The organism is Ramlibacter aquaticus (assembly GCF_015159745.1).
GTDB lineage: Bacteria > Pseudomonadota > Gammaproteobacteria > Burkholderiales > Burkholderiaceae_C > Ramlibacter > Ramlibacter aquaticus.
This window is the reverse complement of sequence record NZ_JADDOJ010000002.1, coordinates 78,517-100,083: the sequence shown is the minus strand read 5'-3', so window position 1 is coordinate 100,083 and position 21,567 is coordinate 78,517. Positions and strand designations below refer to the sequence as shown.

General features: G+C 70.8%; 16 protein-coding genes and 1 riboswitch. Of the genes, 6 read left to right on the top strand and 10 right to left on the bottom strand.

The genetic code is table 11. The features are described 5' to 3' along the window. Nucleotides 1-68: 68 nt before the first annotated feature. Nucleotides 69-1,799, bottom strand: coding sequence for a cation acetate symporter (locus IM725_RS01070; protein ID WP_193778706.1), 1,731 nt, complete (start codon nt 1,797-1,799; stop codon nt 69-71). Beyond that, nucleotides 1,796-2,104 (bottom strand): DUF485 domain-containing protein, encoded by a 309-nt coding sequence (locus tag IM725_RS01065; RefSeq protein WP_193778705.1) that lies wholly within the window; start codon nt 2,102-2,104, stop codon nt 1,796-1,798. Before IM725_RS01065 ends, IM725_RS01070 begins: the two co-directional genes overlap by 4 nt. Nucleotides 2,105-2,505: 401 nt before the next feature. Between IM725_RS01065 and uvrA the strand changes: the two genes are divergently transcribed. Continuing rightward, nucleotides 2,506-8,214: an excinuclease ABC subunit UvrA gene (gene uvrA, locus IM725_RS01060; RefSeq protein WP_193778704.1), complete on the top strand. Its 5,709-nt coding sequence runs from the start codon at nt 2,506-2,508 to the stop codon at nt 8,212-8,214. 566 nt (nt 8,215-8,780) lie between these two features. Here the strand turns inward: uvrA and IM725_RS01055 are convergent. Both IM725_RS01055 and IM725_RS01050 read right to left on the bottom strand, forming a co-directional pair. Continuing rightward, nucleotides 8,781-9,581, bottom strand: coding sequence for an HAD-IIB family hydrolase (locus IM725_RS01055; RefSeq protein WP_193778728.1), 801 nt, complete (start codon nt 9,579-9,581; stop codon nt 8,781-8,783). Between the two features lie 94 nt (nt 9,582-9,675). Further along, nucleotides 9,676-11,313, bottom strand: a complete 1,638-nt coding sequence (locus tag IM725_RS01050; protein WP_227753477.1) for a peptide chain release factor 3 — start codon at nt 11,311-11,313, stop codon at nt 9,676-9,678. Nucleotides 11,314-11,380: 67 nt separating this feature from the next. Between IM725_RS01050 and ligD the strand changes: the two genes are divergently transcribed. After that, complete coding sequence (gene ligD, locus IM725_RS01045; RefSeq protein WP_193778702.1) at nt 11,381-12,487, top strand: non-homologous end-joining DNA ligase; 1,107 nt, start codon at nt 11,381-11,383, stop codon at nt 12,485-12,487. Here the strand turns inward: ligD and IM725_RS01040 are convergent. Continuing rightward, nucleotides 12,484-13,638 carry an ATP-dependent DNA ligase gene (locus IM725_RS01040; protein WP_193778701.1) on the bottom strand — a complete coding sequence of 385 codons (1,155 nt, stop codon included), beginning with the start codon at nt 13,636-13,638 and terminating at the stop codon, nt 12,484-12,486. The two genes, ligD and IM725_RS01040, sit on opposite strands and share 4 nt — an antisense overlap. Nucleotides 13,639-13,664: 26 nt before the next feature. After that, nucleotides 13,665-13,733: riboswitch (S-adenosyl-L-homocysteine riboswitch) on the top strand. Nucleotides 13,734-13,818: 85 nt separating this feature from the next. Here IM725_RS01040 and ahcY point away from each other — a divergent pair. From ahcY to IM725_RS01020, 4 genes are all read left to right on the top strand, one after another. Beyond that, entirely contained in the window at nt 13,819-15,246 is a 1,428-nt protein-coding gene (gene ahcY, locus IM725_RS01035; RefSeq protein ID WP_193778700.1) for an adenosylhomocysteinase, read from the top strand. A 7-nt stretch (nt 15,247-15,253) separates the two neighbouring features. After that, nucleotides 15,254-15,994 (top strand): TlyA family RNA methyltransferase, encoded by a 741-nt coding sequence (locus tag IM725_RS01030; RefSeq protein ID WP_193778699.1) that lies wholly within the window; start codon nt 15,254-15,256, stop codon nt 15,992-15,994. 27 nt (nt 15,995-16,021) lie between these two features. Beyond that, the gene (gene metF, locus IM725_RS01025; RefSeq protein WP_193778698.1) at nt 16,022-16,885 is read left to right on the top strand and encodes a methylenetetrahydrofolate reductase [NAD(P)H]; all 864 of its coding nucleotides are present in this window, start codon (nt 16,022-16,024) and stop codon (nt 16,883-16,885) included. A gap of 199 nt (nt 16,886-17,084) precedes the next feature. Then, on the top strand, nt 17,085-17,744 hold the full coding sequence (locus tag IM725_RS01020) for an OmpW/AlkL family protein (RefSeq protein ID WP_193778697.1): 660 nt from the start codon (nt 17,085-17,087) through the stop codon (nt 17,742-17,744). 36 nt (nt 17,745-17,780) lie between these two features. Here the strand turns inward: IM725_RS01020 and paaE are convergent, their stop codons facing one another. From paaE to paaA, 5 genes are read right to left on the bottom strand one after another with little or no spacing between them, the layout of a single operon-like run. Then, a complete protein-coding gene (paaE, locus tag IM725_RS01015) occupies nt 17,781-18,863 on the bottom strand; it encodes a 1,2-phenylacetyl-CoA epoxidase subunit PaaE (protein WP_193778696.1) in 1,083 nt (360 codons plus the stop codon). A 13-nt stretch (nt 18,864-18,876) separates the two neighbouring features. Then, nucleotides 18,877-19,371 carry a 1,2-phenylacetyl-CoA epoxidase subunit PaaD gene (gene paaD / locus IM725_RS20250; RefSeq protein WP_407692491.1) on the bottom strand — a complete coding sequence of 165 codons (495 nt, stop codon included), beginning with the start codon at nt 19,369-19,371 and terminating at the stop codon, nt 18,877-18,879. Further along, complete coding sequence (gene paaC / locus IM725_RS20245; protein WP_227753476.1) at nt 19,368-20,153, bottom strand: 1,2-phenylacetyl-CoA epoxidase subunit PaaC; 786 nt, start codon at nt 20,151-20,153, stop codon at nt 19,368-19,370. The genes paaD and paaC overlap by 4 nt, the downstream gene beginning before the upstream one ends. After that, nucleotides 20,153-20,446: a 1,2-phenylacetyl-CoA epoxidase subunit PaaB gene (gene paaB / locus IM725_RS01005; protein ID WP_193778695.1), complete on the bottom strand. Its 294-nt coding sequence runs from the start codon at nt 20,444-20,446 to the stop codon at nt 20,153-20,155. Before paaB ends, paaC begins: the two co-directional genes overlap by 1 nt. 19 nt (nt 20,447-20,465) lie before the next feature. Continuing rightward, nucleotides 20,466-21,482, bottom strand: coding sequence for a 1,2-phenylacetyl-CoA epoxidase subunit PaaA (gene paaA, locus IM725_RS01000; protein WP_193778694.1), 1,017 nt, complete (start codon nt 21,480-21,482; stop codon nt 20,466-20,468). Nucleotides 21,483-21,567 lie beyond the last annotated feature (85 nt).

Below are 21,567 nucleotides of genomic sequence, written 5' to 3'. Positions count from 1 at the left end.
AGGAAAAAAAAAGCCGGGCCCGCGGGCCCGGCCGGTGGCGGCGGCGCTGGGCGCCGCGGTTGTCAGGTTCAGTGGCCCGACGCGCCGGAGGCGCCCAGGCCGGTCTCCGAACGCACGCGCTGGGCCGCGAAGGCCGCGCGTTCCTTCTGCGCCTGCGGGCTGCGGTCCAGCACCGAGAAGAGCCAGATGCCGACGAAGCCGATCGCCATGGAGAACAGGGCGGGCGAGGTGTAGGGGAACAGCGCCGAGCCCTTGGGGTTGCCCAGCGTGGCTTCCCACACCGAGGGCGACACGATGGTCAGGCCCACCGAGGACACCAGGCCCAGGAAGCCGCCGATCACCGCGCCCTTGGTGGTGCAGTCCTTCCAGAGCACGGAGAGGAACAGCACCGGGAAGTTCGCCGAGGCCGCGATGGCGAAGGCCAGCGAGACCATGAAGGCGATGTTCTGCTTCTCGAACACGATGCCCAGCAGCACCGCGACCACGCCCAGCGCGATGGTGGTGATGCGCGAGACCTTGAGTTCGCTGGCGGTGTCGGCCTTGCCCTTCTTGATCACCGTGGCGTACAGGTCGTGCGACACGGCCGAGGCGCCCGAGAGCGTCAGGCCGGCGACCACCGCCAGGATGGTGGCGAAGGCCACGGCCGAGATGAAGCCGTAGAACACGTCGCCGCCCACGGTCTTGGCCACCAGCACCGCGGCCATGTTGGCCGTGCCGGCGCCGCCCTTGATCACGCCCTTGGCGACGTCGGACAGCTCGGGGTTGGTCAGCACCAGGGTGATCGCGCCGAAGCCGATGATGAAGATCAGCACGTAGAAGTAGCCGATCCAGGTCGTCGCCCACAGCACCGACTTGCGCGCTTCCTTCGCATCCGGCACGGTGAAGAAGCGCATCAGGATGTGGGGCAGGCCGGCGGTGCCGAACATCAGCGCCATGCCGAAGCTGATGGCGGAGATCGGGTCCTTCACGAAGCCGCCCGGGCCCATGATGGACAGGCCGGCCTTGGCCGCCGCCTCGGGCGACTTGCCGCCGTTGGCCTCGATGGCCGTGCGCACCTGCACCGCCTTGGCGAACAGCGCCTCGGGGCTGAAGCCGAACTGCGCCAGCACCATGAAGGCCATGAAGCTCACGCCGGCCAGCAGCATGATGGCCTTGATGATCTGCACCCAGGTGGTGGCGGTCATGCCGCCGAACAGCACGTAGACCATCATGAGCGCGCCCACGATGACCACGGCCATCCAGTAGTCCAGGCCGAACAGCAGCTTGATCAGCTGGCCCGCGCCCACCATCTGCGCGATCAGGTAGAAGGCGACCACCACCAGCGTGCCGGCGGCCGCGAAGCCGCGGATCGGGGTCTGCTGGAAGCGGTAGCCGGCCACGTCGGCGAAGGTGAACTTGCCCAGGTTGCGCAGGCGTTCGGCCATCAGGAAGGTGATGACCGGCCAGCCGACCAGGAAGCCGATGGAGTAGATCAGGCCGTCGTAGCCCGTGGCCATCACGGCCGCCGAGATGCCCAGGAAGGACGCCGCCGACATGTAGTCGCCCGCGATCGCCAGGCCGTTCTGGAAGCCGGTGATACCGCCGCCGGCGGTGTAGAAGTCGGCCGCGGACTTGGTGCGCGAGGCCGCCCACTTGGTGATCCACAGGGTGAGGATCACGAAGCCGCCGAACATGGCGATGGCCGTCCAGTTGGTGGCCTGCTTGGCCGCCTGGCCCACGTCGGCGCCCGCCGCGAGGGCCGCGCCGGTGGCCGCCAGGGCCGCCAGCGCGGCCAGGGTGTTCTTCAGCGTGCGGCTCACTTGGAGGCCTCCTTCAGGATCTCGGCGGTCAGCGTGTCGTACTCGCTGTTGGCCTTGCGCACGTAGATGGCGGTGATGACGACCGTGAACACGATCACGCCCATGCCGATCGGGATGCCCAGCGTGGTCACGCCGGCGCCGATCGGCTGCGCCAGGAAGGACTTGTCGAAGGCGATCAGCGCGATGTAGCCGTAATAGACCACCAGCATCAGCACCGCCAGCGTCCAGCCGAGCTTGTTGCGCTTCTCGCGCAGTTCCTTGTACTTGGGATTCGCCTGAATCCGCTCGACCACCGGGTCGTTCATGCTCTGTCTCCTGTCTCGCCCTGTGAAGGCTGTTCCCCGGGCGCGAAGGCGCCCGGCTTGCGCGCGATTCTGTGGAGGGGGACTGACCGCCTGCTTACTCGGTGCGACGGCGGGGCCGCGCCGCGCGCGAGGGCGTCGCGGGCGAAAAAGCGGGCCGGGGTGCACGCGAACGCACATTGTTTTGCCATGCTGAACGCGGGCCTCGGGTTGCACCCTAGTCTGTAAGCCCCGTATCAGTTGCGCGTCAGTTCCTGTTGGCGTCCGGTCAGCAGAGGGTCAGAGAGCCCGTCTGCCGGCCGGCCTGAGGGGCGTGAAAAATACTTGGCGCCTGGCAAGACCCCATGGCGCGAACTGTCAGGGGCGCTTCCCTAGAATGTTTGCCCCGACCACCGAAGGCCACAATGACACAGGGATTGATCCGTATCCGGGGTGCGCGCCAGCACAACCTGAAGAACCTCGACGTGGACCTGCGCACCGGCGAGCTGACGGTGGTGACCGGCCCCAGCGGCTCGGGCAAGTCCAGCCTGGTGTTCGACACCCTGTACGCCGAAGGCCAGCGCCGGTACGTGGAGACCTTCTCCGCCTACGCCCGCCAGTTCCTGGACCGCATGGACAAGCCGGCGGTGGACCGGGTCGAGGGCGTGCCGCCCGCGATCGCGATCGACCAGACCAACCCGGTCCGCTCCTCGCGCTCCACCGTGGGCACCATGACGGAGCTGAACGACCACCTGAAGCTCCTGTTCGCGCGCTCCGCGCAGCTGTTCGACCGCGAAACGGCCCGCCCGGTGCGGCACGACACGCCGGAAACCATCTACGCCGAGCTGATGCGGCGCACCGCCGCCGCCGACCCGCGCCTGGTCGTCACTTTCCCGGTGGAACTGCCCGGCGGCACCAGCGCCGAGGAAGTGCAGCAGTGGCTGGCGGCCAGCGGCTTCACCCGCGTGCAGGCCGAGCGCGAGGTGGCCACGCCGACCGGGCCGCGCAAGGTGCTGGACGTGGTGGCCGACCGCTTCCGCCTGCAGGGCACCGAGAAGGCGCGCGCCATCGAGGCCATCGAGGTGGCGCTCAAGCGCGGCTCCGGCCGGCTCGCGGTCTATGCGCAGAAGCCGGACAGCGAGGACTACGAGGCCTGGAAGTTCTCCACCGGCCTGCACTGCCCGGAGAGCGACATCCGCTACGCGGACCCGATCCCGTCCATGTTCTCGTTCAACTCGGCGGTGGGCGCCTGCGAGGCCTGCCGTGGCTTCGGCCGGGTGATCGGCGTGGACTGGGGGCTGGTGATCCCCAACGACAAGCTCACGCTGCGGGCCGGCGCCATCAAGCCGATCCAGACCCCCGCCTGGGCCGAGGCCCAGGACGACCTGATGCGCCATGCCGAATCCGCCGGCATCCCGCGCGACACCGCCTGGAACAAGCTGACGCCCGAGCAGAAGGCCTGGGTGCTGGACGGTGCGCCCAACTTCAAGGAAGGCAACTGGAACAAGCAGTGGTACGGCATCAAGCGCTTCTTCAAGTACCTGGAGAGCAAGTCCTACAAGATGCACATCCGCGTGCTGCTGTCCAAGTACCGCAGCTACACGCCCTGCGAGACCTGCGGCGGCGCCCGGCTGAAGCTGGAGAGCCTGCTCTGGCGCATAGGCACCCGCGAGGACGCGGACGCCGCGCTGCCGCCGGCCCGGCGCTTCATGCCGGTGGGCGTGCAGTGGTCGCGCGCGCAGCTGGAGTCGCTGCCCGGCCTCACGCTGCACGACCTGATGCTGCTGCCCATCGCCCGGCTGCGTGATTTCTTCTCGCGCGTGGAGCCCACGGCCGAGGCGCACGCCGGCGGCGGTGACCTGCAGGCGCTCAAGCTCCTGTTCGAGGAGATCAACACCCGCCTGCGCTACCTGGTCGACGTGGGCATCGGCTACCTCACGCTGGACCGGCAGAGCCGCACGCTGTCGGGCGGCGAGGTGCAGCGCATCAACCTCACCACGGCGCTGGGCACCTCGCTGGTGAACACGCTCTTCGTGCTGGACGAGCCCAGCATCGGCCTGCACCCGCGCGACATGGGCCGCATCACGCAGGCCATGCACCGGCTGCGCGACGCCGGCAACACCCTGGTGGTGGTGGAGCACGACCCGGCCGTGATGGTGGCCGCCGATCGCGTGATCGACATGGGCCCCGGCCCCGGCGAGCGCGGCGGCGACATCGTGTTCGACGGCACGGTGCAGGACCTGCGCGCGGCCGACACGCTCACCGGCGCCTACCTGGGCGCGCGCAAGCACGTGGGCATGGGCTTCAAGCGCGCGGTCACCGACGCCACGCCCCGGCTGATCCTGGAGGGCGCGCGCGAGCACAACCTGCAGGACGTGTCCGTCGAGTTCCCGCTGCAGCGCATGGTCTGCGTCACCGGCGTCTCGGGCTCGGGCAAGTCCACCCTGGTGCAGGACATCCTGGCGCCGGCGCTGATGCGCTACTTCGGCAAGGCCACCGAGGCGCCGGGCGCGCATGCGCGCCTGCTGGGCGCAGACCACCTGAGCGACGTGGTGTTCGTGGACCAGTCGCCTATCGGCAAGACGGCGCGCTCCAACCCGGTCAGCTACGTGGGCGCCTGGGACGCGATCCGCGAGATCTTCGCCACCGCGCCGCTGGCCCGCCAGCGCGGCTACACCGCCGCCAAGTTCAGCTTCAACTCCGGCGACGGCCGCTGCCCCACCTGCGGCGGCTCGGGCTTCGAGCACGTGGAAATGCAGTTCCTCTCCGACGTCTACCTGCGCTGCCCGGACTGCGACGGCCGGCGCTACCGGCCCGAGATCCTGGAGGTGACCATCGAGCGCCAGCCGGTGGGCACGCCCCGGCCGCGCGTGATGAGCGTGGCCGACGTGCTGGAGCTCACCGTGAGCGAGGCGGCGCTGCTGTTCGCGGGCGACCGCGAGGTGATACGCGCGCTGCAGCCCATCGTGGACGTGGGGCTGGAGTACGTGAAACTGGGCCAGCCGGTGCCCACGCTCTCGGGCGGCGAGTCGCAGCGCCTGAAGCTGGCGGGCTTCCTGGCCCAGGCGGCCAAGGCCGCCACCGGCTCGCGCCAGCCCACCGCCACGCGCGGCGTGCTGTTCCTCTTCGACGAGCCCACCACCGGCCTGCACTTCGACGACATCGCCAAGCTGATGCGCGCGCTGCGCAAGCTGCTGGAGGCGGGCAACTCGCTGATCGTCATCGAGCACAACCTGGACGTGATCCGCGCGGCCGACTGGCTGATCGACCTGGGTCCCGAGGGCGGCGACGCCGGCGGGCTGGTGGTGGCCGAGGGCCCGCCGGAGGAGGTGCGGCAGCACGCCAGCTCGCACACCGCCCTGGCGCTGCGCGAGTACGACACCACGCTGGGCGTGGGCGAGCCCCTGGCGGCCTACGCCGCGCCCGCCCGGCGGCCCGAGCCGCCGCAGGCGATCCAGATCGTCAACGCGCGCGAGCACAACCTCAAGTCGCTGTCGGTCGAGATCCCGCACAACCGCTTCAGCGTGATCACCGGCGTCTCGGGTTCGGGCAAGTCCACGCTGGCCTTCGACATCCTGTTCAACGAGGGCCAGCGCCGCTACCTGGAGTCGCTGAACGCCTACGCGCGCAGCATCGTGCAGCCGGCCGGCCGGCCCGAGGTGGACGCGGTGTACGGCATCCCGCCCACCGTGGCGATCGAGCAGCGCCTCTCGCGCGGCGGCCGCAAGTCCACAGTGGGCACCACCACCGAGGTCTGGCACTTCCTGCGCCTGCTGTACGTGAAGATGGGCGTGCAGCACTGCGTGCACGACGGTGCCGCGGTGAAGCCGCAGACGCCGGACAGCATCGCCGCCCAGATCCTGCGCCGCTACCGCGGCCAGCACGTGGGCCTGCTGGCGCCGCTGGTGGTGAACCGCAAGGGCGTCTACACCGAACTGGCCGACTGGGCGCGGCCGCGCGGCTACACCCACCTGCGCGTGGACGGGCAGTTCCTGCCCACCACCGGCTTCCCGCGCATCGACCGCTTCAAGGAACACACCATCGAGCTGCCGGTGTGCGACCTGGACGTGACGCCCGCGAACGAGGCGCTGCTGCGCGCCAAGCTGGCCGAGGCGCTGGAGCACGGCAAGGGCGTGCTGCACCTGCTCGCGCCGCTGGACGGCCTGCGTGACGCGCTGGCGGCCGGCGATCCGCACCACCACCTGGGCCGCGTGGAGGTGTTCTCCACCCTGCGCGCCTGCCCGGTGTGCAGCACCAGCTACCCCGAGCTGGACCCGCGCCTGTTCTCCTACAACAGCAAGCACGGCTGGTGCCCGGACTGCGTGGGCACCGGCGTCAAGCTCACGCGCGAACAGCGCAAGGCCTACGACGACACCCTGTTCGCCGCCGACGACAAGGGCCGCGAGCAGAGCTTCGAGGAGCCCGAGGTGGAGGAGGTCGGCGACGAGCCCTGCCCGGCCTGCCAGGGCGCGCGCCTGAACGCGCAGGCCCGCAACGTTCTCTTCGACGGCACCGGCATCCACCAGGTGGCGGCGCTGTCGGTGGGCGAGGTGCGCGGCTGGGTGCAGGGCCTGCAGGCCCGCAACGTGCTGAGCGTGCGCGAGGAAGGCATCGCGCGCGACCTGATCCCCGAGATCCGCAGCCGGCTGGAATTCCTGGAGGAGGTGGGCCTGGGCTACCTCACGCTGGACCGTGGCGCGCCCACGCTCTCCGGCGGCGAGGCGCAGCGCATCCGCCTGGCCGCGCAGCTGGGCAGCAACCTGCAGGGCGTGTGCTACGTGCTGGACGAGCCCACCATCGGGCTGCATGCGCGCGACAACCAGATCCTGCTGGACGCCCTGCACAAGCTGGGCGACAAGGGCAACACGCTGGTGGTGGTGGAGCACGACGAGGACACCATCCGCCGCGCCGACCACATCATCGACATCGGCCCCAGCGCGGGCAAGCGCGGCGGGCGTGTGGTGGCCCAGGGCGACGCGGCCGCGGTGGCGGCCGTGGACGAGTCGGTCACCGGCCGCTATCTGCTGCACGCCATGCGCCACCCGGTGGCCGCGCGCCGGCCGGTGCCCTCGGGCACCGCACTGCAGTTGCGCGGCGCCAGCCTGCACAACCTGCAGGCGGTGGACGTGGAGGTGCCGCTGCAGCGCCTGGTGGCGGTGACCGGGGTCTCGGGCTCCGGCAAGTCCACGCTGGCGCGCGACGTGCTGCTGGCGAACGTGCAGGCCGCGGTGCAGCAGCGCAGCACCAAGGCCGGCCGCGACGCCGACGACAAGGGCAAGCACCCGGCCTGGAGCGGTTGCACCGGCCTGGACGGCTACCAGACCGTGGACCGCGTGCTGGAGGTGGACCAGACCCCCATCGGCAAGACGCCGCGCTCCTGCCCGGCGACCTACATCGGCTTCTGGGACACCATCCGCAAGCTCTTCGCCGACACGCTGGAGGCGCGGGCGCGCGGCTACGGGCCGGCCCGGTTCTCCTTCAACACCGGCGAGGGCCGCTGCCCCAGCTGCGAGGGGCAGGGCGTGCGCACCATCGGCATGAGCTTCCTGCCGGACGTGAAGGTGCCTTGCGAGTCCTGCCACGGCGCGCGCTTCAACCCCGAAACCCTGGCCGTGACCTGGCGCGGCAAGAGCATCGGCGACATCCTGCAGATGGAGGTGGACGAGGCGGTGGAGTTCTTCGGCGCGATGCCCTCCATCAGCCACCCGCTGCAGCTGCTCAAGGACGTGGGGCTGGGCTACCTGACGCTGGGCCAGCCCTCGCCCACGCTCTCGGGCGGCGAGGCGCAGCGCATCAAGCTGGTGACCGAGCTGTCCAAGGTGCGCGACGACGTCACGCGCCGCGGCCAGAAGCCGCCGCACACGCTGTACGTGCTGGACGAGCCCACGGTAGGCCTGCACATGGCGGACGTGGAGAAGCTGGCGCGCGTGCTGCACCGGCTGGTGGACGGCGGCCACAGCGTGGTCGTCATCGAGCACGACCTGGACGTGATCGCCGAGGCCGACTGGGTGATCGACCTGGGGCCCGAGGGCGGCAACGCGGGCGGCCGGGTGGTGGCGGCCGGCACGCCGGAGCACCTGGTGCTGCTGGGCACGCACACGGGGAGGGCGCTGGCGCCGGTGCTGGCGCGCTGAGGCGCTGCGGCTCCGAGGCGCTGGAGGGGGCCGCCCCTTCCGTCGCCTGGACCGTTACAGGACAGGCCCTTCCGTCGCTCTGAACGGAACGGGGTGGTCTCTTCTGTCGCGAGAGGGCTGTTTCTTCTGTCGCCCGGACCGGGACGGGGGTGGGCCACTCCGCTCATGTCCCCCGCCGCGCTGCGCGCGGCTCCTCCTTGACTTCGCTGCGTGGCCCACCCCCATCCCGCTCCTCGAGCACGGGCGCGCCGCCGTGCGGAGCTCGTTTCAAGCTCAGGGCTGGGTCACGTACGTACTGCTCCAGTTCAACTCTGCTGGTGTGAGCCAAACTCACGCACGATGCGCTGCGGGCTGCCCCCAGACGATCGATCGCCCAGGTCTCCAGGACCGTGGCAGGGGCGGCTCATGGAGCGGAATCAAGGAGGAGCGTTGCCGCTTGCGGCAACGCGGGGGACATCCGCGGAATGAGTCGCCCCTGTCGCGGTCCGGGCGCGTGAGCGGTGTTGTCTCCTCCCCCACTCCGGGCGCGTGAGCTGCGCTGCAGCCCCGCTTCCGACCGCCCTGCCTCAGGCCGCGCCGCGCCGGGCGCTCAGGATCGCTGCGGCCGCCTGCGCGAAACCCGCGCCCCGCTCCGCTGGCGTGACGTAGGCCGGCGGGTGCTGCAGCTGCGAAGCGAAGCGCTGGATGTTGGCCACGCCCAGGCTGTGCGGAAAGTGGCGGAACATCAGCTCGTCGTTGGTGGAGTCGCCCACGTAGGCCCAGCGCTGCAGGTCGTCTTCCAGCGCCAGGCCCAGCAGTTCGCGCGCGATCCATCGCGCGCCCTGCCACTTGTCATGCGCGCCGTACCAGCCGTTGATGTGGATGGAACTCACCGTCGCATTCATGCCGGCCTCGCGCATCCGCGCCACCACGGCCTCGATGTCGGGCTGCGGCAGGTGGGTGAACTCGGAATGGTCGATCGCGATGTCGGTCTCGCGGCCGGCGCTGTCGCGTGCCAGCGTGGCGCCCGGCACCTCGCGCAGGATGCGCTGCGCGACCTGCTGCATGCGGGCGTAGTTCTCGCGCCGCTCGGCCTCGCCCTGCTGGTAGAGCTTGCGCAGCCGGCCCTGGCCTTCATGCACCAGGGCCACCGCGCCGTTCTCGGCCACGATGGCGTCCACCGGCCAGGCCGCGGCGAAGGGCTGGCTCCAGCCGACCGGGCGGCCGGTGATGGGGATCAGGTGCAGGCCGGCCGCCTTGAGCGATGCGAGCGCGGCCAGCGCGTCGGGCGTAATCCCGCCCTCGGTGGTCAGCGTGTCGTCGATGTCGGTGAACACGCCGACCAGGCCGGCGCGGGCCGCCGCCGGCCAGGTGGCCAGCGGGCGCAGGGCCCGTGCATCGGCCTCGCCCTGCGCGGCCCGGCCCGCGGCCCGCGCCGCGCAAGCCGCCGCGTCCTCGCCAGCCCCCGGGGCGCTCATGGCCTCACTGCGCGCCGTGCAGCGCCAGCCCCGCGTGCTCGCGCAGCGGGTGGAAGTGGATCTTGGGGAAGCGCTCCTGCGCCAGCCGCACGTCGTAGGGGCTGGTGCACAGGAAGGCCAGCGCGTCGGCCGCGTCACGCGCCATGCGCTGCGGGTAGGCGTCGGTGAAGGCGCGCAGCTCGGCCGGCGTGTCGGCCGTGATCCAGCGGGCGCCGGTGTACTGGCAGCCCTCCAGCCGGATGTCGGCGTCGTACTCGGTCTTCAGGCGGTGCTGCACCACCTCGAACTGCAGCTGGCCCACCGCGCCCAGCAGCATGGGACCGCCGATCTCCGGCCGGAAGACCTGGATCGCGCCTTCCTCGCCCAGCTGGGCCAGGCCCTGCTGCAGCTGCTTGGTGCGCAGCGGGTTCTTCAGGATCACGGTCATGAACAACTCGGGCGCGAAGAAGGGCAGGCCGGTGAACTGCAGCGCCGCGCCGTCGGTGATGGTGTCGCCCAGCTGCACCCCGCCGTGCGTGGTGAAGCCGATGATGTCGCCGGCGTAGGCCTCGTCCACCGCCTCGCGCCGCTGCGACAGGAAGGTGACCACCGAGGTGGGCCGCAGCTCCTTGGCGGTGCGCTGCACCTTGAGCTTCATGCCCGGCGTGTACTTGCCCGAGGCCATGCGCACGAAGGCGATGCGGTCGCGGTGGTTGGCGTCCATGTTGGCCTGCACCTTGAAGACCACGCCGGAAAAACCGCCGTCGTCGGGCTGGATCACCTTTTCCTGCATCTGGCGGTTCACCACCAGGTGGCTGGTGCGGGGGCCGGGCGAGGGCGCCAGGTCCACCAGGGCGTCCAGCACTTCCATCACGCCGAAGTTGTTCACGCCGGAGCCGAAGAACACCGGCGTCTGCTTGCCGGCCAGGAAGGCTTCATGGTCCCAGGCGGGCGAGGCGCCCACGGCCAGCTCCATGCTCTGCTCGGCGTTCTCGAACTCGGCGCCGAAGCGTTCGATGAGGCGCGCGCGGTCGGTCAGCGGGATGGTCTCGAAATCCTGCGGCAGGCGCTCGGAGCCGGATTCGAACACCGTCATGGCGTTCGTGCGCAGGTTGATGATGCCGCCGAAGCCCTTGCCCTGGCCCACCGGCCAGGTCATGGGTACGCAGGGCATGCCCAGCTCGCGCTCGATCTCGTCCAGCAGCTCCAGCGGCTCGCGCACCTCGCGGTCCATCTTGTTGACGAAGGTGATGATGGGCGTGTTGCGCTGGCGGCAGACCTCGATCAGGCGCCGCGTCTGCGCTTCCACGCCGTTGGCCGCGTCGATCACCATCAGGGCCGAGTCCACCGCCGTCAGCACGCGGTAGGTGTCTTCCGAGAAGTCCTTGTGGCCGGGCGTGTCCAGCAGGTTGATGACGTGCTCGCGGTAGAGCATCTGCATCACGGACGAGGCGACAGAGATGCCGCGCTGCTTCTCGATCTCCATCCAGTCGGAGGTGGCGTGGCGCGAGGCCTTGCGCGCCTTCACCGAGCCCGCGATCTGGATCGCGCCGGAGAACAGCAGCAGCTTTTCCGTCAGCGTGGTCTTGCCCGCGTCAGGGTGGGAGATGATGGCAAAGGTGCGGCGGCGCCGCGTCTCGGCGGTCAGGGGCGAGGCAGACAAGGGAGGGCTCCGGAACATCCGGTCACTGAAACCCCCGATTGTCCCATGAGGGTGCTACGGTGCCCGGATGGCCACGCCGAATGCCGATCCGGACCGTGAAGTCCCGCAGGTGCAGGGCCGCGAGCTCATCGTCTCCCACCCCGGCAAGCTGCTCTTCCCCGAGGCGGGCGTGACCAAGCGGGACCTGGTGCAGCACTACCTGGCGGTGGCCCCGGGCGCGCTGCGCGGCGCGGGCGGACGGCCCTGCGTGCTCAAGCGTTTCCCGGACGGCGTGGGCGGGGAGGCCTTCTTCCAGAAGCGCGTGCCCTCGGCCCGGCCGGACTGGATCGAGGTCGCGACGATCCGCTTCCCCTCCGGCCGCACCGCCCAGGAGATCGTGCCGCGCGACGCGGCGGCGCTGGCCTGGATGGCCAACCTGGGCTGCCTGGAACTGCACCCGCACCCCGTGCGCGCGCAAGACCTGGACCACCCGGACGAGCTGCGGGTGGACCTGGACCCGGTGCCGGGCGTGAAGTGGCGCCAGATCGTGCAGGTGGCGATGGAATCGCGCGAGGTGCTGGCCGGCCTGGGCCTGCAGGGCTGGCCCAAGACCTCGGGCTCGCGCGGGCTGCACATCCTGGTGCGCATCGCCCCGCGCTGGGCGTACCACGAGGTGCGCTCGGCCGCGCTGGCCCTGGCGCGCGAGATCGAGCGGCGCGTGCCCAAGCTCGCCACCACCGCCTGGTGGAAGGACCAGCGGCACGGCGTCTTCATCGACTACAACCAGAACGCACGCGACCGCACGGTGGCCTCTGCGTATTCGGTGCGTCCGCTGCCGGATGCGCGGGTGTCCATGCCGCTGCGCTGGGACGAGCTGGCGGCCTGCAACCCGGCGGATTTCAGCGTGAAGACCGCGTCGGCGCGCTTCGCCGCGCTGGGCGATGCCCACGAGGGCCTGGATGCGGTGGCCCAGGGCGACATCGCGCCGCTGCTGGAACTCGCGGCGCGGCAGGCTCGCGAGGGCGCCGAGGACGCCCCGTGGCCGCCCTACCATCGCAAGCCGCACCGGGCCGCGCCGGCGGGCCAGCCTCCGGTGCGGCAGGCGGATGCGCCCGCAGGGAAAGCGGCCGGGGCCGCGCCTGGCACCGGGTCACGGCCGCGTGGCCGCAAGCCCGGCCCCGGGGCCGCCGGCTAGGCCTTGAACACCTGCGCCAGCTCGAAGGGCGCCGCCACCTCCAGCTGGTCGTAGCGGCAGTCGGCCGCCGGCTTGTCGGGGCGCCAGCGCATGAAGACCGTGGCGTGGCGGAAGCGGTCGCCCTGCAGGTGGTCGTAGCGCACCTCGCACACCCGCTCCGGCCGCAGCGCTTCCCAGGACAGGTCCTTGCCGGCGCTCCAGCGGCTCTGCGCGCCCGGCATGCGGCTGGGCACGGCAGGCTTCCCGGCCGCCGCGGGCTCGTCCATCGCATCCGCGAGCACGTCGGCGGAAGCTTCCGGCGTGTCCGGCGCCTCGGCCGCGTTGCCGGCGGGCTGGTTCCAGTGCCGCCAGGGGTGGTCCGCCAGCGCGTTCTCGCGCAGCGGCGCCAGCAGGTCCACCAGCTCGCGCCGCACCTCCAGGGTGAAGGCCGAGGTCACGCCAACGTGGTGCAGGGCGCCCTCGGCGTCGTACAGGCCCAGCAGCAGCGACCCCACGGCGTCCTCGCGGTCCTTGTACCAGCGGAAGCCGGCCACCACGCAGTCCGCGCTGCGCACGTGCTTGACCTTGAACATCGCCCGCTTGCCCGGCTGGTAGGGCGCATCGGCCGGCTTGGCGACCACGCCGTCCAGTCCCGCGCCCTCGAAGCGCGCCAGCCAGTCCTCGGCCTGGGCCCGGTCGCGGGTCATGGGCGTCAGGTGCAGCGGGCCCTTGGCCTGGCCCAGCAGGCGCTCCAGCCGCACCCGGCGCTCGGACTGCGGCAGCGCCAGGGTGGACTTGCCGCCCGCGGCCAGCAGGTCGAAGGCGACGAAGGCCGCCGGGGTCTGCTTGGCCAGCCGCGCCACCCGCGAGGGCGCCGGATGGATGCGCTGCTGCAGGGCGTCGAAATCCAGGCCGCGCGGCCCGGCCACGACGATCTCGCCGTCCAGGATGCAGCCCTTGGGCAGCAGGTCCGCCAGGGCGCGCTCCAGTTCCGGGAAGTAGCGGTTGAGCGGCTTGAGGTCGCGGCTCTGGATGTGCACGCCGTTGCCGTCGCAGAAAACCAGGGCACGGAAACCGTCCCACTTGGGTTCGTAGAGGAAGCCGCCTTCGGGCGGGAGCGTGTCGGCCACCTTGGCCAGCATGGGTTCGATCGGGGGGGAGGGCAGTGCCATTTCTCCCTTGTACCCTATAATTGCGCCCATCCGAGGAGCGTTGCAGCACCCACGCGGTGCGAGGCTCGGAAACTCTGCAACGACGCTCACCCACTGTCCTGTCGGGTGAGCCGCACATCCCCCTGCGATCGCGTCCCCGCCAGCCGGCAGTGGCTTCCTGAACCGAGCATTGGAGTCACCATGAACGCCGTCCTGAAACCGACCGCTGACTACGTCATCGCCGACCCGTCCCTCGCCGCCTGGGGCCGCAAGGAAATCCGCATCGCCGAAACCGAGATGCCCGGCCTGATGGCCGTGCGCGAGGAATACGCCGCCAGCCAGCCGCTCAAGGGCGCGCGCGTCACCGGCTCGCTGCACATGACCATCCAGACGGCGGTGCTGATCGAAACCCTGCAGGCCCTGGGCGCCCAGGTGCGCTGGGCCTCCTGCAACATCTACTCCACGCAGGACCACGCCGCCGCGGCCATCGCCGAGGCCGGTACCCCGGTGTTCGCGATCAAGGGCGAGACCCTGGCCGAGTACTGGGACTACACGCACCGCATCTTCGAATTCGGCCCCAAGGGTGCCGACAACGAAGGCCCGAACATGATCCTGGACGACGGCGGCGACGCGACGCTGCTGATGCACCTGGGCAAGCGCGCCGAGAAGGACATCTCCATCCTGGCCAACCCCAAGGGCGAGGAAGAGACCTGCCTGTTCGCCGCCATCAAGGCCAAGCTGGCGCAGGACCCCACCTGGTACAGCCGCAAGGCCGCCAAGATCATCGGCGTGACCGAAGAGACGACCACCGGCGTGCACCGCCTGAACGAGATGAGCGCCAAGGGTTCGCTGCTGTTCCGCGCCATCAACGTCAACGACTCCGTCACCAAGAGCAAGTTCGACAACCTCTACGGCTGCCGCGAATCCCTGGTGGACGGCATCAAGCGCGCCACCGACGTGATGATCGCCGGCAAGGTCGCGGTGGTGTGCGGCTATGGCGACGTGGGCAAGGGCTCGGCCCAGGCCCTGCGCGCGCTGTCGGCCCAGGTCTGGGTGACCGAGATCGACCCGATCAACGCCCTGCAGGCCGCCATGGAAGGCTACAAGGTCGTGACCATGGAGTACGCCGCCGACAAGGCCGACATCTTCGTCACCGCCACCGGCAACAAGCACGTGATCCGCCACGAGCACATGGCCGCCATGAAGGACCAGGCCATCGTCTGCAACATCGGCCACTTCGACAACGAGATCGACATCGCCTCGCTCGAGAAGTACACCTGGGAAGAAATCAAGCCCCAGGTCGACCACGTGATCTTCCCGGACGGCAAGAAGATCATCATGCTGGCCAAGGGTCGCCTGGTGAACCTGGGCTGCGCCACCGGCCACCCCAGCTTCGTGATGAGCTCGTCCTTCACCAACCAGACCATCGCCCAGATCGAGCTGTTCACCCGCAGCGACTTCTACGAGCAGGGCAAGGTCTACGTGCTGCCCAAGCACCTGGACGAGAAGGTGGCGCGCCTGCACTTGAAGAAGGTCGGCGCCATGCTGACGGAGCTGTCGGAAGAGCAGGCCGAGTACATCGGCGTGCCGCAGAACGGCCCCTACAAGCCGGACACCTACCGCTACTGAGATCGCGGTGCGCGCGGACCAGCTGCTCGTGGAGCGCGGGCTCGCCGCCACCCGGTCGCAGGCCCAGCGCCTGATCGCCACCGGCGTGCGCTGGCTGGCGCCCGGCGGCTGGCGCCCCGTGGCCAAGAACGGCGACGAGATCCCGGCGCATGCCGAGCTGGAACTGCTGGACGACGCCGAGACGCGCTATGTCTCGCGCGGCGGCCTGAAGCTCGAGGGCGCGCTGAAGGCGGCCGGCCTGGACCCCGCCGGGCTGCGCTGCCTGGACGTGGGCCAGTCCACCGGCGGCTTCACCGACTGCCTGCTGCAGCACGGCGCCGCGCACGTGACGGGTGTGGACGTGGGCCACGGCCAGCTGCACCCCTCGCTGCGGCTGGACGGCCGCGTCACGGCCCTCGAGAAGCTGAACGCACGCGAGCTCACGCTGGCGCCGCTGGGCGGCCAGCCCTTCGGCCTGGTGGTGGGCGACCTGTCCTTCATCTCGCTCACGCTGGTGCTGCCGGCCCTGGTGCCCCTGCTGGCGCCGGGCGGCCAGCTGCTCATGCTGGTGAAGCCGCAGTTCGAGCTGCAGCCGGGCCAGGTGGGCAAGGGCGGCATCGTCGCCGACCCCGCGCTCCATGCCGTGGTACGCAGCCGCATCGAGGCGGCCTGCGACGCGCTGGGGCTGCAGCTCGGGGGCTGGTACGACAGCCCCATCGCCGGCGGCGACGGCAACCGCGAGTTCTTCGTGCACGCGCGCAGGCCCTGAAACGAGACACAAGAAAGGAGGCTGCGCATGGCCTCGCACACCGACGACAACAACCCGGCCCGCTCGGGCATCCCGATCAGCCTGGAGTTTTTCCCGCCCAAGACGCCCGATGGCGCCGAGAAGCTCAAGGCCGCGCGGGCGGGGCTCTACGCGCTCAAGCCCGAGTTCTGCTCCGTGACCTACGGCGCCGGCGGCTCCACGCAGGAGGGCACCTTCGCCACCGTGGCCCAGATCCTGGCCGAGGGCGTGGACGCGGCCTCGCACTTCTCCTGCGTGGGCGCGACGCGCGCCCGGGTCAGCGAGCAGCTGCAGCAGCTGCGCGGCATGGGCGTGCGCCGCCTGGTGGCGCTGCGCGGTGACCTGCCCAGCGGCTACGGCGCGGGCGGCGAGTTCCAGTACGCGAGCGACCTGGTGGCCTTCATCCGCGAGCAGACCGGCACCCACTTTCATGTCGAGGTGGCGGCCTACCCCGAGGTGCATCCGCAGGCGCGCTCGCCCGAGCAGGACCTGCAGGCCTTCGCCGCCAAGATGCGCGCGGGGGCCGACAGCGCCATCACGCAGTACTTCTACAACGCCGATGCCTACCTGCGCTTCGTGGACGACGCGCGGCGGCTGGGCGTGGACCGGCCCATCGTGCCCGGCATCATGCCGATCTCCAGCTCCACGCAGCTGATGCGCTTCTCGGACGCCTGTGGCGCGGAGATCCCGCGCTGGGTGCGGCTGCGCCTGCAGGGCTTCGGCGACGACACCGCGTCCATACGCGCCTTCGGGCTGGACGTGGTCACGCGGCTGTGCGAGCAGCTGCGCGACGCGGGCGCGCCGGCGCTGCACTTCTACACCATGAACCAGGCCGCGGCGACGCTGGAGATCTGCCGCCGGCTCGGCCTCTGAGCCGGCCAGGGCCCGCAGCCGCGCCGTTGCGCCCGCGCGTCAGCCGGCCGCGGTAACGCTGACCCAGGTCAAATCCCCGGCGCCCGCAGGGCCGGGGCGTGGCGCATCTTGCGCCGCAGCAAATCGCGCCGGGGCGCGCCTGCCTGTAATGGACCCAGGGCCACGAGGCCCCGTTCCACAACACACAGGAGTCCTTTCCATGCGCAAGTCCGTCCTCGCCCTCGCCGCTGTCACCGCCGTCCTCGCCACCCCCATGCTCGCCGCCGCGCAGGACGCGGGCCACTGGATCGTCCGGGCCCGCGCGGTGCACCTGGACCCGGCCAACGGCAACAGCGGGGACCTGCAGGCCGCCCTCTCCAGCGTGACCGGCGTGCCGACCGAGGCCGCGATCAACAGCCGCACGATCCCCGAAGTCGACATCAGCTATTTCTTCACGCCCAACATCGCCGCCGAGCTGGTGCTGACCTACCCGCAGAAGCAGGACGTCTCCCTCAAGACCGCGGCGGGCAGCGCGAAGATCGGCAGCTTCAAGCACCTGCCGCCCACCCTCACGGCGCAATACCACTTCACCGGTTTCGGCAAGCTGCGCCCCTACCTGGGCGCGGGCCTGAACTACACCAACATCTCCGATGTGCAGTTCGACCCGGCGCTGTCCGCGCTGCAGCTGAACCTCAAGCGCAACAGCTTCGGCCTCGCCGCGCAGGCGGGCGTCGATTACGAGCTGGGCGGCGGCTGGCTGCTGAACCTGGACGTGAAGAAGGTGCAGATCCGCACCGACGTGACCGCGGCCGGCACCAAGCTGGGCACCTTCAAGGTCGACCCGCTGCTCGTGGGCCTGGGCATCGGCAAGCGGTTCTGAGGAGCTTCCGGGCCGGCGGCTGCGGCCGCCGCCCGTTCAGCGCTCGTCGTAGCTCACGACCACGCGCGGGGTGAGGGGCCTGGCCTGGCAGGTCAGCACGAAGCCCTTCTCGATCTCCCAGGGCTCCAGGGTGAAGTTCTTCTCCATCGCGACCTGGCCCTCGACCAGCTTGGCGCGGCAGGTGCAGCACACGCCGCCCTTGCAGGAGTAGGGCAGGTCCAGGCCGGCGTCCAGGGCCGCGTCCAGCACGCGGCCGTCGTGGTTCATGCCCAGGTGCCAGGTCTTGCCGTCCAGCACCACGTCCAGTTGCACGTCGGCCGGCGCGGCCGCGGCGGGCGCCTGCGCGCGCGCCGCCGCAGCGCCCGGGGCGCCGGTGAGGAAGCGCTCGGCATGGATGCGTTCGCGCGCCACGCCCGCGGCCAGCAGCGCGCGCTCCACGCCCTCGATCATGGGCTCGGGCCCGCAGAGGAAGGCCTCGTCGATGTCCGCCGCCGGCACCAGCCCCTGCAGCAGCTCGGTGGCCTTGGCCTCGTCCAGGCGGCCGTTGAGCACGGCCAGCTCCTGCGGCTGGCGCGACAGCAGGTGCACCAGCTTCAGGCGCGCCGGGTGGCGGTCTTTCAGGTCCTGCAGGGCCTCGTTGAACATGATGCTGCCCACCCGCTGGTTGCCGTAGACCAGGGTGAAGCGGGAGTCGGGCTCGCTCTCCAGCGTGGTGGCGATGATGGACAGCAAGGGCGTGATGCCGGAGCCGGCCGCGAAGCCCACGCGGTGGCGGGCACCGGGCACCCGCGGGGTGAAGCGGCCGTCGGGCGGCAGCACCTCCAGCGTGCTGCCCGGCTGCAGGTTCTGCACCGCCCAGCGCGAGAAGCGTCCGCCCTCCACCGGCTTGATGCCGACCTCGATCTCCAGCGCGCCGTCGTAGCGCTGGCGCGGGCTGCAGATCGAGTAGCTGCGCCGCAGGTCCTCGCCGTCCACCCGGGCGCGCAGGGTGAGGAACTGGCCGGGCGTGAAGGCGTAGGCGTCGCGCAGGGCAGGCGGCACGGCGAAGGTGATCGACGCCGCGCCGGCCGCCTCGGGCGTGACGCGCTTGACCGGCAGGGAATGGAAGTGCAGGGCCATGGCGCAGGCGGTCTCAGTAGGGCTTGAAGTGGTCGAAGGGCTCGCGGCAGTCCAGGCACTTGAACAGCGCCTTGCAGGCCGTGGAGCCGAAGTGCGAGGTTTCGGTGGTGTTGGACGAGCCGCAGCGGGGGCAGGGCACCGCATCGCCGCCGGGCTTGCGGCGCGCGAACTGCAGCGCGTGCGCGCCGGCGCTGCTCACCGGTGGCGCGATGCCGTAGGCACGCAGCTTCTCGCGCGCGGCCGGGGTGATCCAGTCGGTGGTCCAGGCGGGGGCGAGCTGGGTGAGCACGCGGGCCCCGAGGCCGGCGGTCGCCAGCGCGGCCTTCACGTCGTCCTCGATCTGGGACATCGCCGGGCAGCCGTTGTAGGTGGGCGTGATGACCACCTCCAGCACGTCGTCCGCTTCCCGGATCTCGCGCAGGATGCCCAGTTCGCGGATGGAGACCACCGGGATCTCCGGGTCGGGCACGGCCTCCAGCAGCGCCCAGGCCTGCTCGGCCCGCGTCACCACGTCGCGCCCGGGTGCTGGCGCGCCAGGCTCTGCATCTCCGCCAGCACGAAGCCCAGGTGCTCCGAGTGCAGGCCCTGCTTGCCGCCCGGCACATGGCCGATGGCGGGCGGGCGCGCGAGCGTGGCCTCGTCGAGTGCGTCGTCGACCATCGCGTCCCAGGCCTCGCGCAGCAGGGCGGTGTCCACGCCGGTGCCGTTCGCCACGGCCTCGCGCTCGGCGGCGCCCGGCGTCCAGAACTCCTGGGTGTAGGGCATCAGGTGCGCCAGCGCGGCCTGCGTGCGGCGCTGCGACTCGTCGGTGCCGTCGCCCAGGCGCACCAGCCAGTCGCGGGCATGGCGCAGGTGGTAGCGCGTCTCCTTCAGGGACTTGGCGGCGATGGCGGCCAGCTGGGGGTCGCGGCTGGCCTGCAAGGCCTCCCACAGCAGCACCATGAAGGCGCCGTAGAGGAAGTTGCGGGTGATGGTGGTGGCGTAGTCGCGGTCGGCGGCGGCGGTGCCCGCCAGCGGGCCGTGGTGCGGCAGCTCCAGCAGCGTGAGGTTGCGGAATTCGCCCGGATCGCGGAAGTAGGCCAGGCTGTCCTCGGTGGTGCCGGGGGCCATCTGCGCCGCCGCGTGCTGGTAGAGCAGGCGGGCCTGGCCGACCAGGTCCAGGCTGATGTTGGTGAGGGCGATGTCCTCCTCCAGCACCGGGCCGTGGCCGCACCATTCCGCGTTGCGCTGGCCCAGGATGAGCGCGCTGTCCGCCAGGTGCAGCAGGTAGTCCGTCGGGGCCGTGGCCATCACATGTGCCCGACGTCGTCGGGGATCTCGTAGAAGGTGGGGTGGCGGTAGATCTTGTCCGCTGCGGGCTCGAACAGCTCGCCCTTGTCCTCGGGCAGGCTGGCCGTGATCATGGCCGAGGGCACCACCCACAGGCTCACGCCTTCCATGCGCCGGGTGTACACGTCGCGCGCCATCTGCAGGGCGTGCTGCGCGTCCGAGGCGTGGAGGCTGCCGCAGTGCTTGTGCTCCAGGCCCTGCTTGGAGCGCACGAACACCTCCCACAGCGGCCACTCGTTCCTGACATCGCTCATCGTCGTCTCCCCGCGCCGGTCAGGCGGCTTGCTTCAGTGCGCGCTGCTTCTGCTTGCGCGCATGGGCCAGGGCCGCGTCGCGCACCCACTGGCCGTCCTCGTGGGCCTTGACGCGGGTGGCCAGGCGCTCCTTGTTGCAAGGGCCGTTGCCGTTGACCACGTTCCAGAAGTCGTCCCAGTCGATCGCGCCGTAGTCGTGGTGGCCGCGCGCCTCGTTCCACTTCAGGTCGGGATCGGGCAGGGTCACGCCCAGCACCTGCGCCTGGGGCACGGTGGCGTCGATGAACTTCTGGCGCAGCTCGTCGTTGCTGATGCGCTTGATGCCCCAGCGCATGCCGATGGCGCTGTTGGGGCTGTCCTTGTCGGGCGGGCCGAACATGGCCAGCACCGGCCACCACCAGCGGTTCACCGCGTCCTGCACCATGGCGCGCTGGGCGTCGTTGCCCTTCATCAGCGTGAGCAGGGCCTCGTAGCCCTGGCGCTGGTGGAAGCTCTCTTCCTTGCAGACGCGGATCATGGCGCGCGCATAGGGGCCATAGGAGCAGCGGCACAGCGGGATCTGGTTCATGATCGCCGCGCCATCCACCAGCCAGCCGATCACGCCCACGTCGGCCCAGGTCAGGGTGGGGTAGTTGAAGATGGAGCTGTACTTGGCCTTGCCGCTGTGCAGGGCGTCCTGCATCTGCTCGCGGCTCACGCCCAGGGTCTCCGCGGCCGCGTAGAGGTACAGCCCATGGCCGCCTTCGTCCTGCACCTTGGCCATCAGGATGGCCTTGCGCTTGAGCGAGGGCGCGCGCGAAATCCAGTTGCCCTCGGGCAGCATGCCGACGATCTCGCTGTGCGCGTGCTGGCTGATCTGGCGCACCAGGGTCTTGCGGTAGGCCTCGGGCATCCAGTCCTGCGGCTCGATGCGGCCGTCGGCGTCCATGCAGGCGTCGAAGCGGGCCTGCAGCTCGGCCTCGCGGCCGGCGGCGGCGGCCGGGACGGCCGCAAGGCGCGCCTGCGGGTCCGGCAAGTCCATGGCTTGGGTGTACATGGCGCCCAAGTATAGCGATTAGCCGACCGATCGGTCGGCTAATTTCGTCACCATGGTGTCGTCTTTCTGTGCAGCGGTGTTGCGC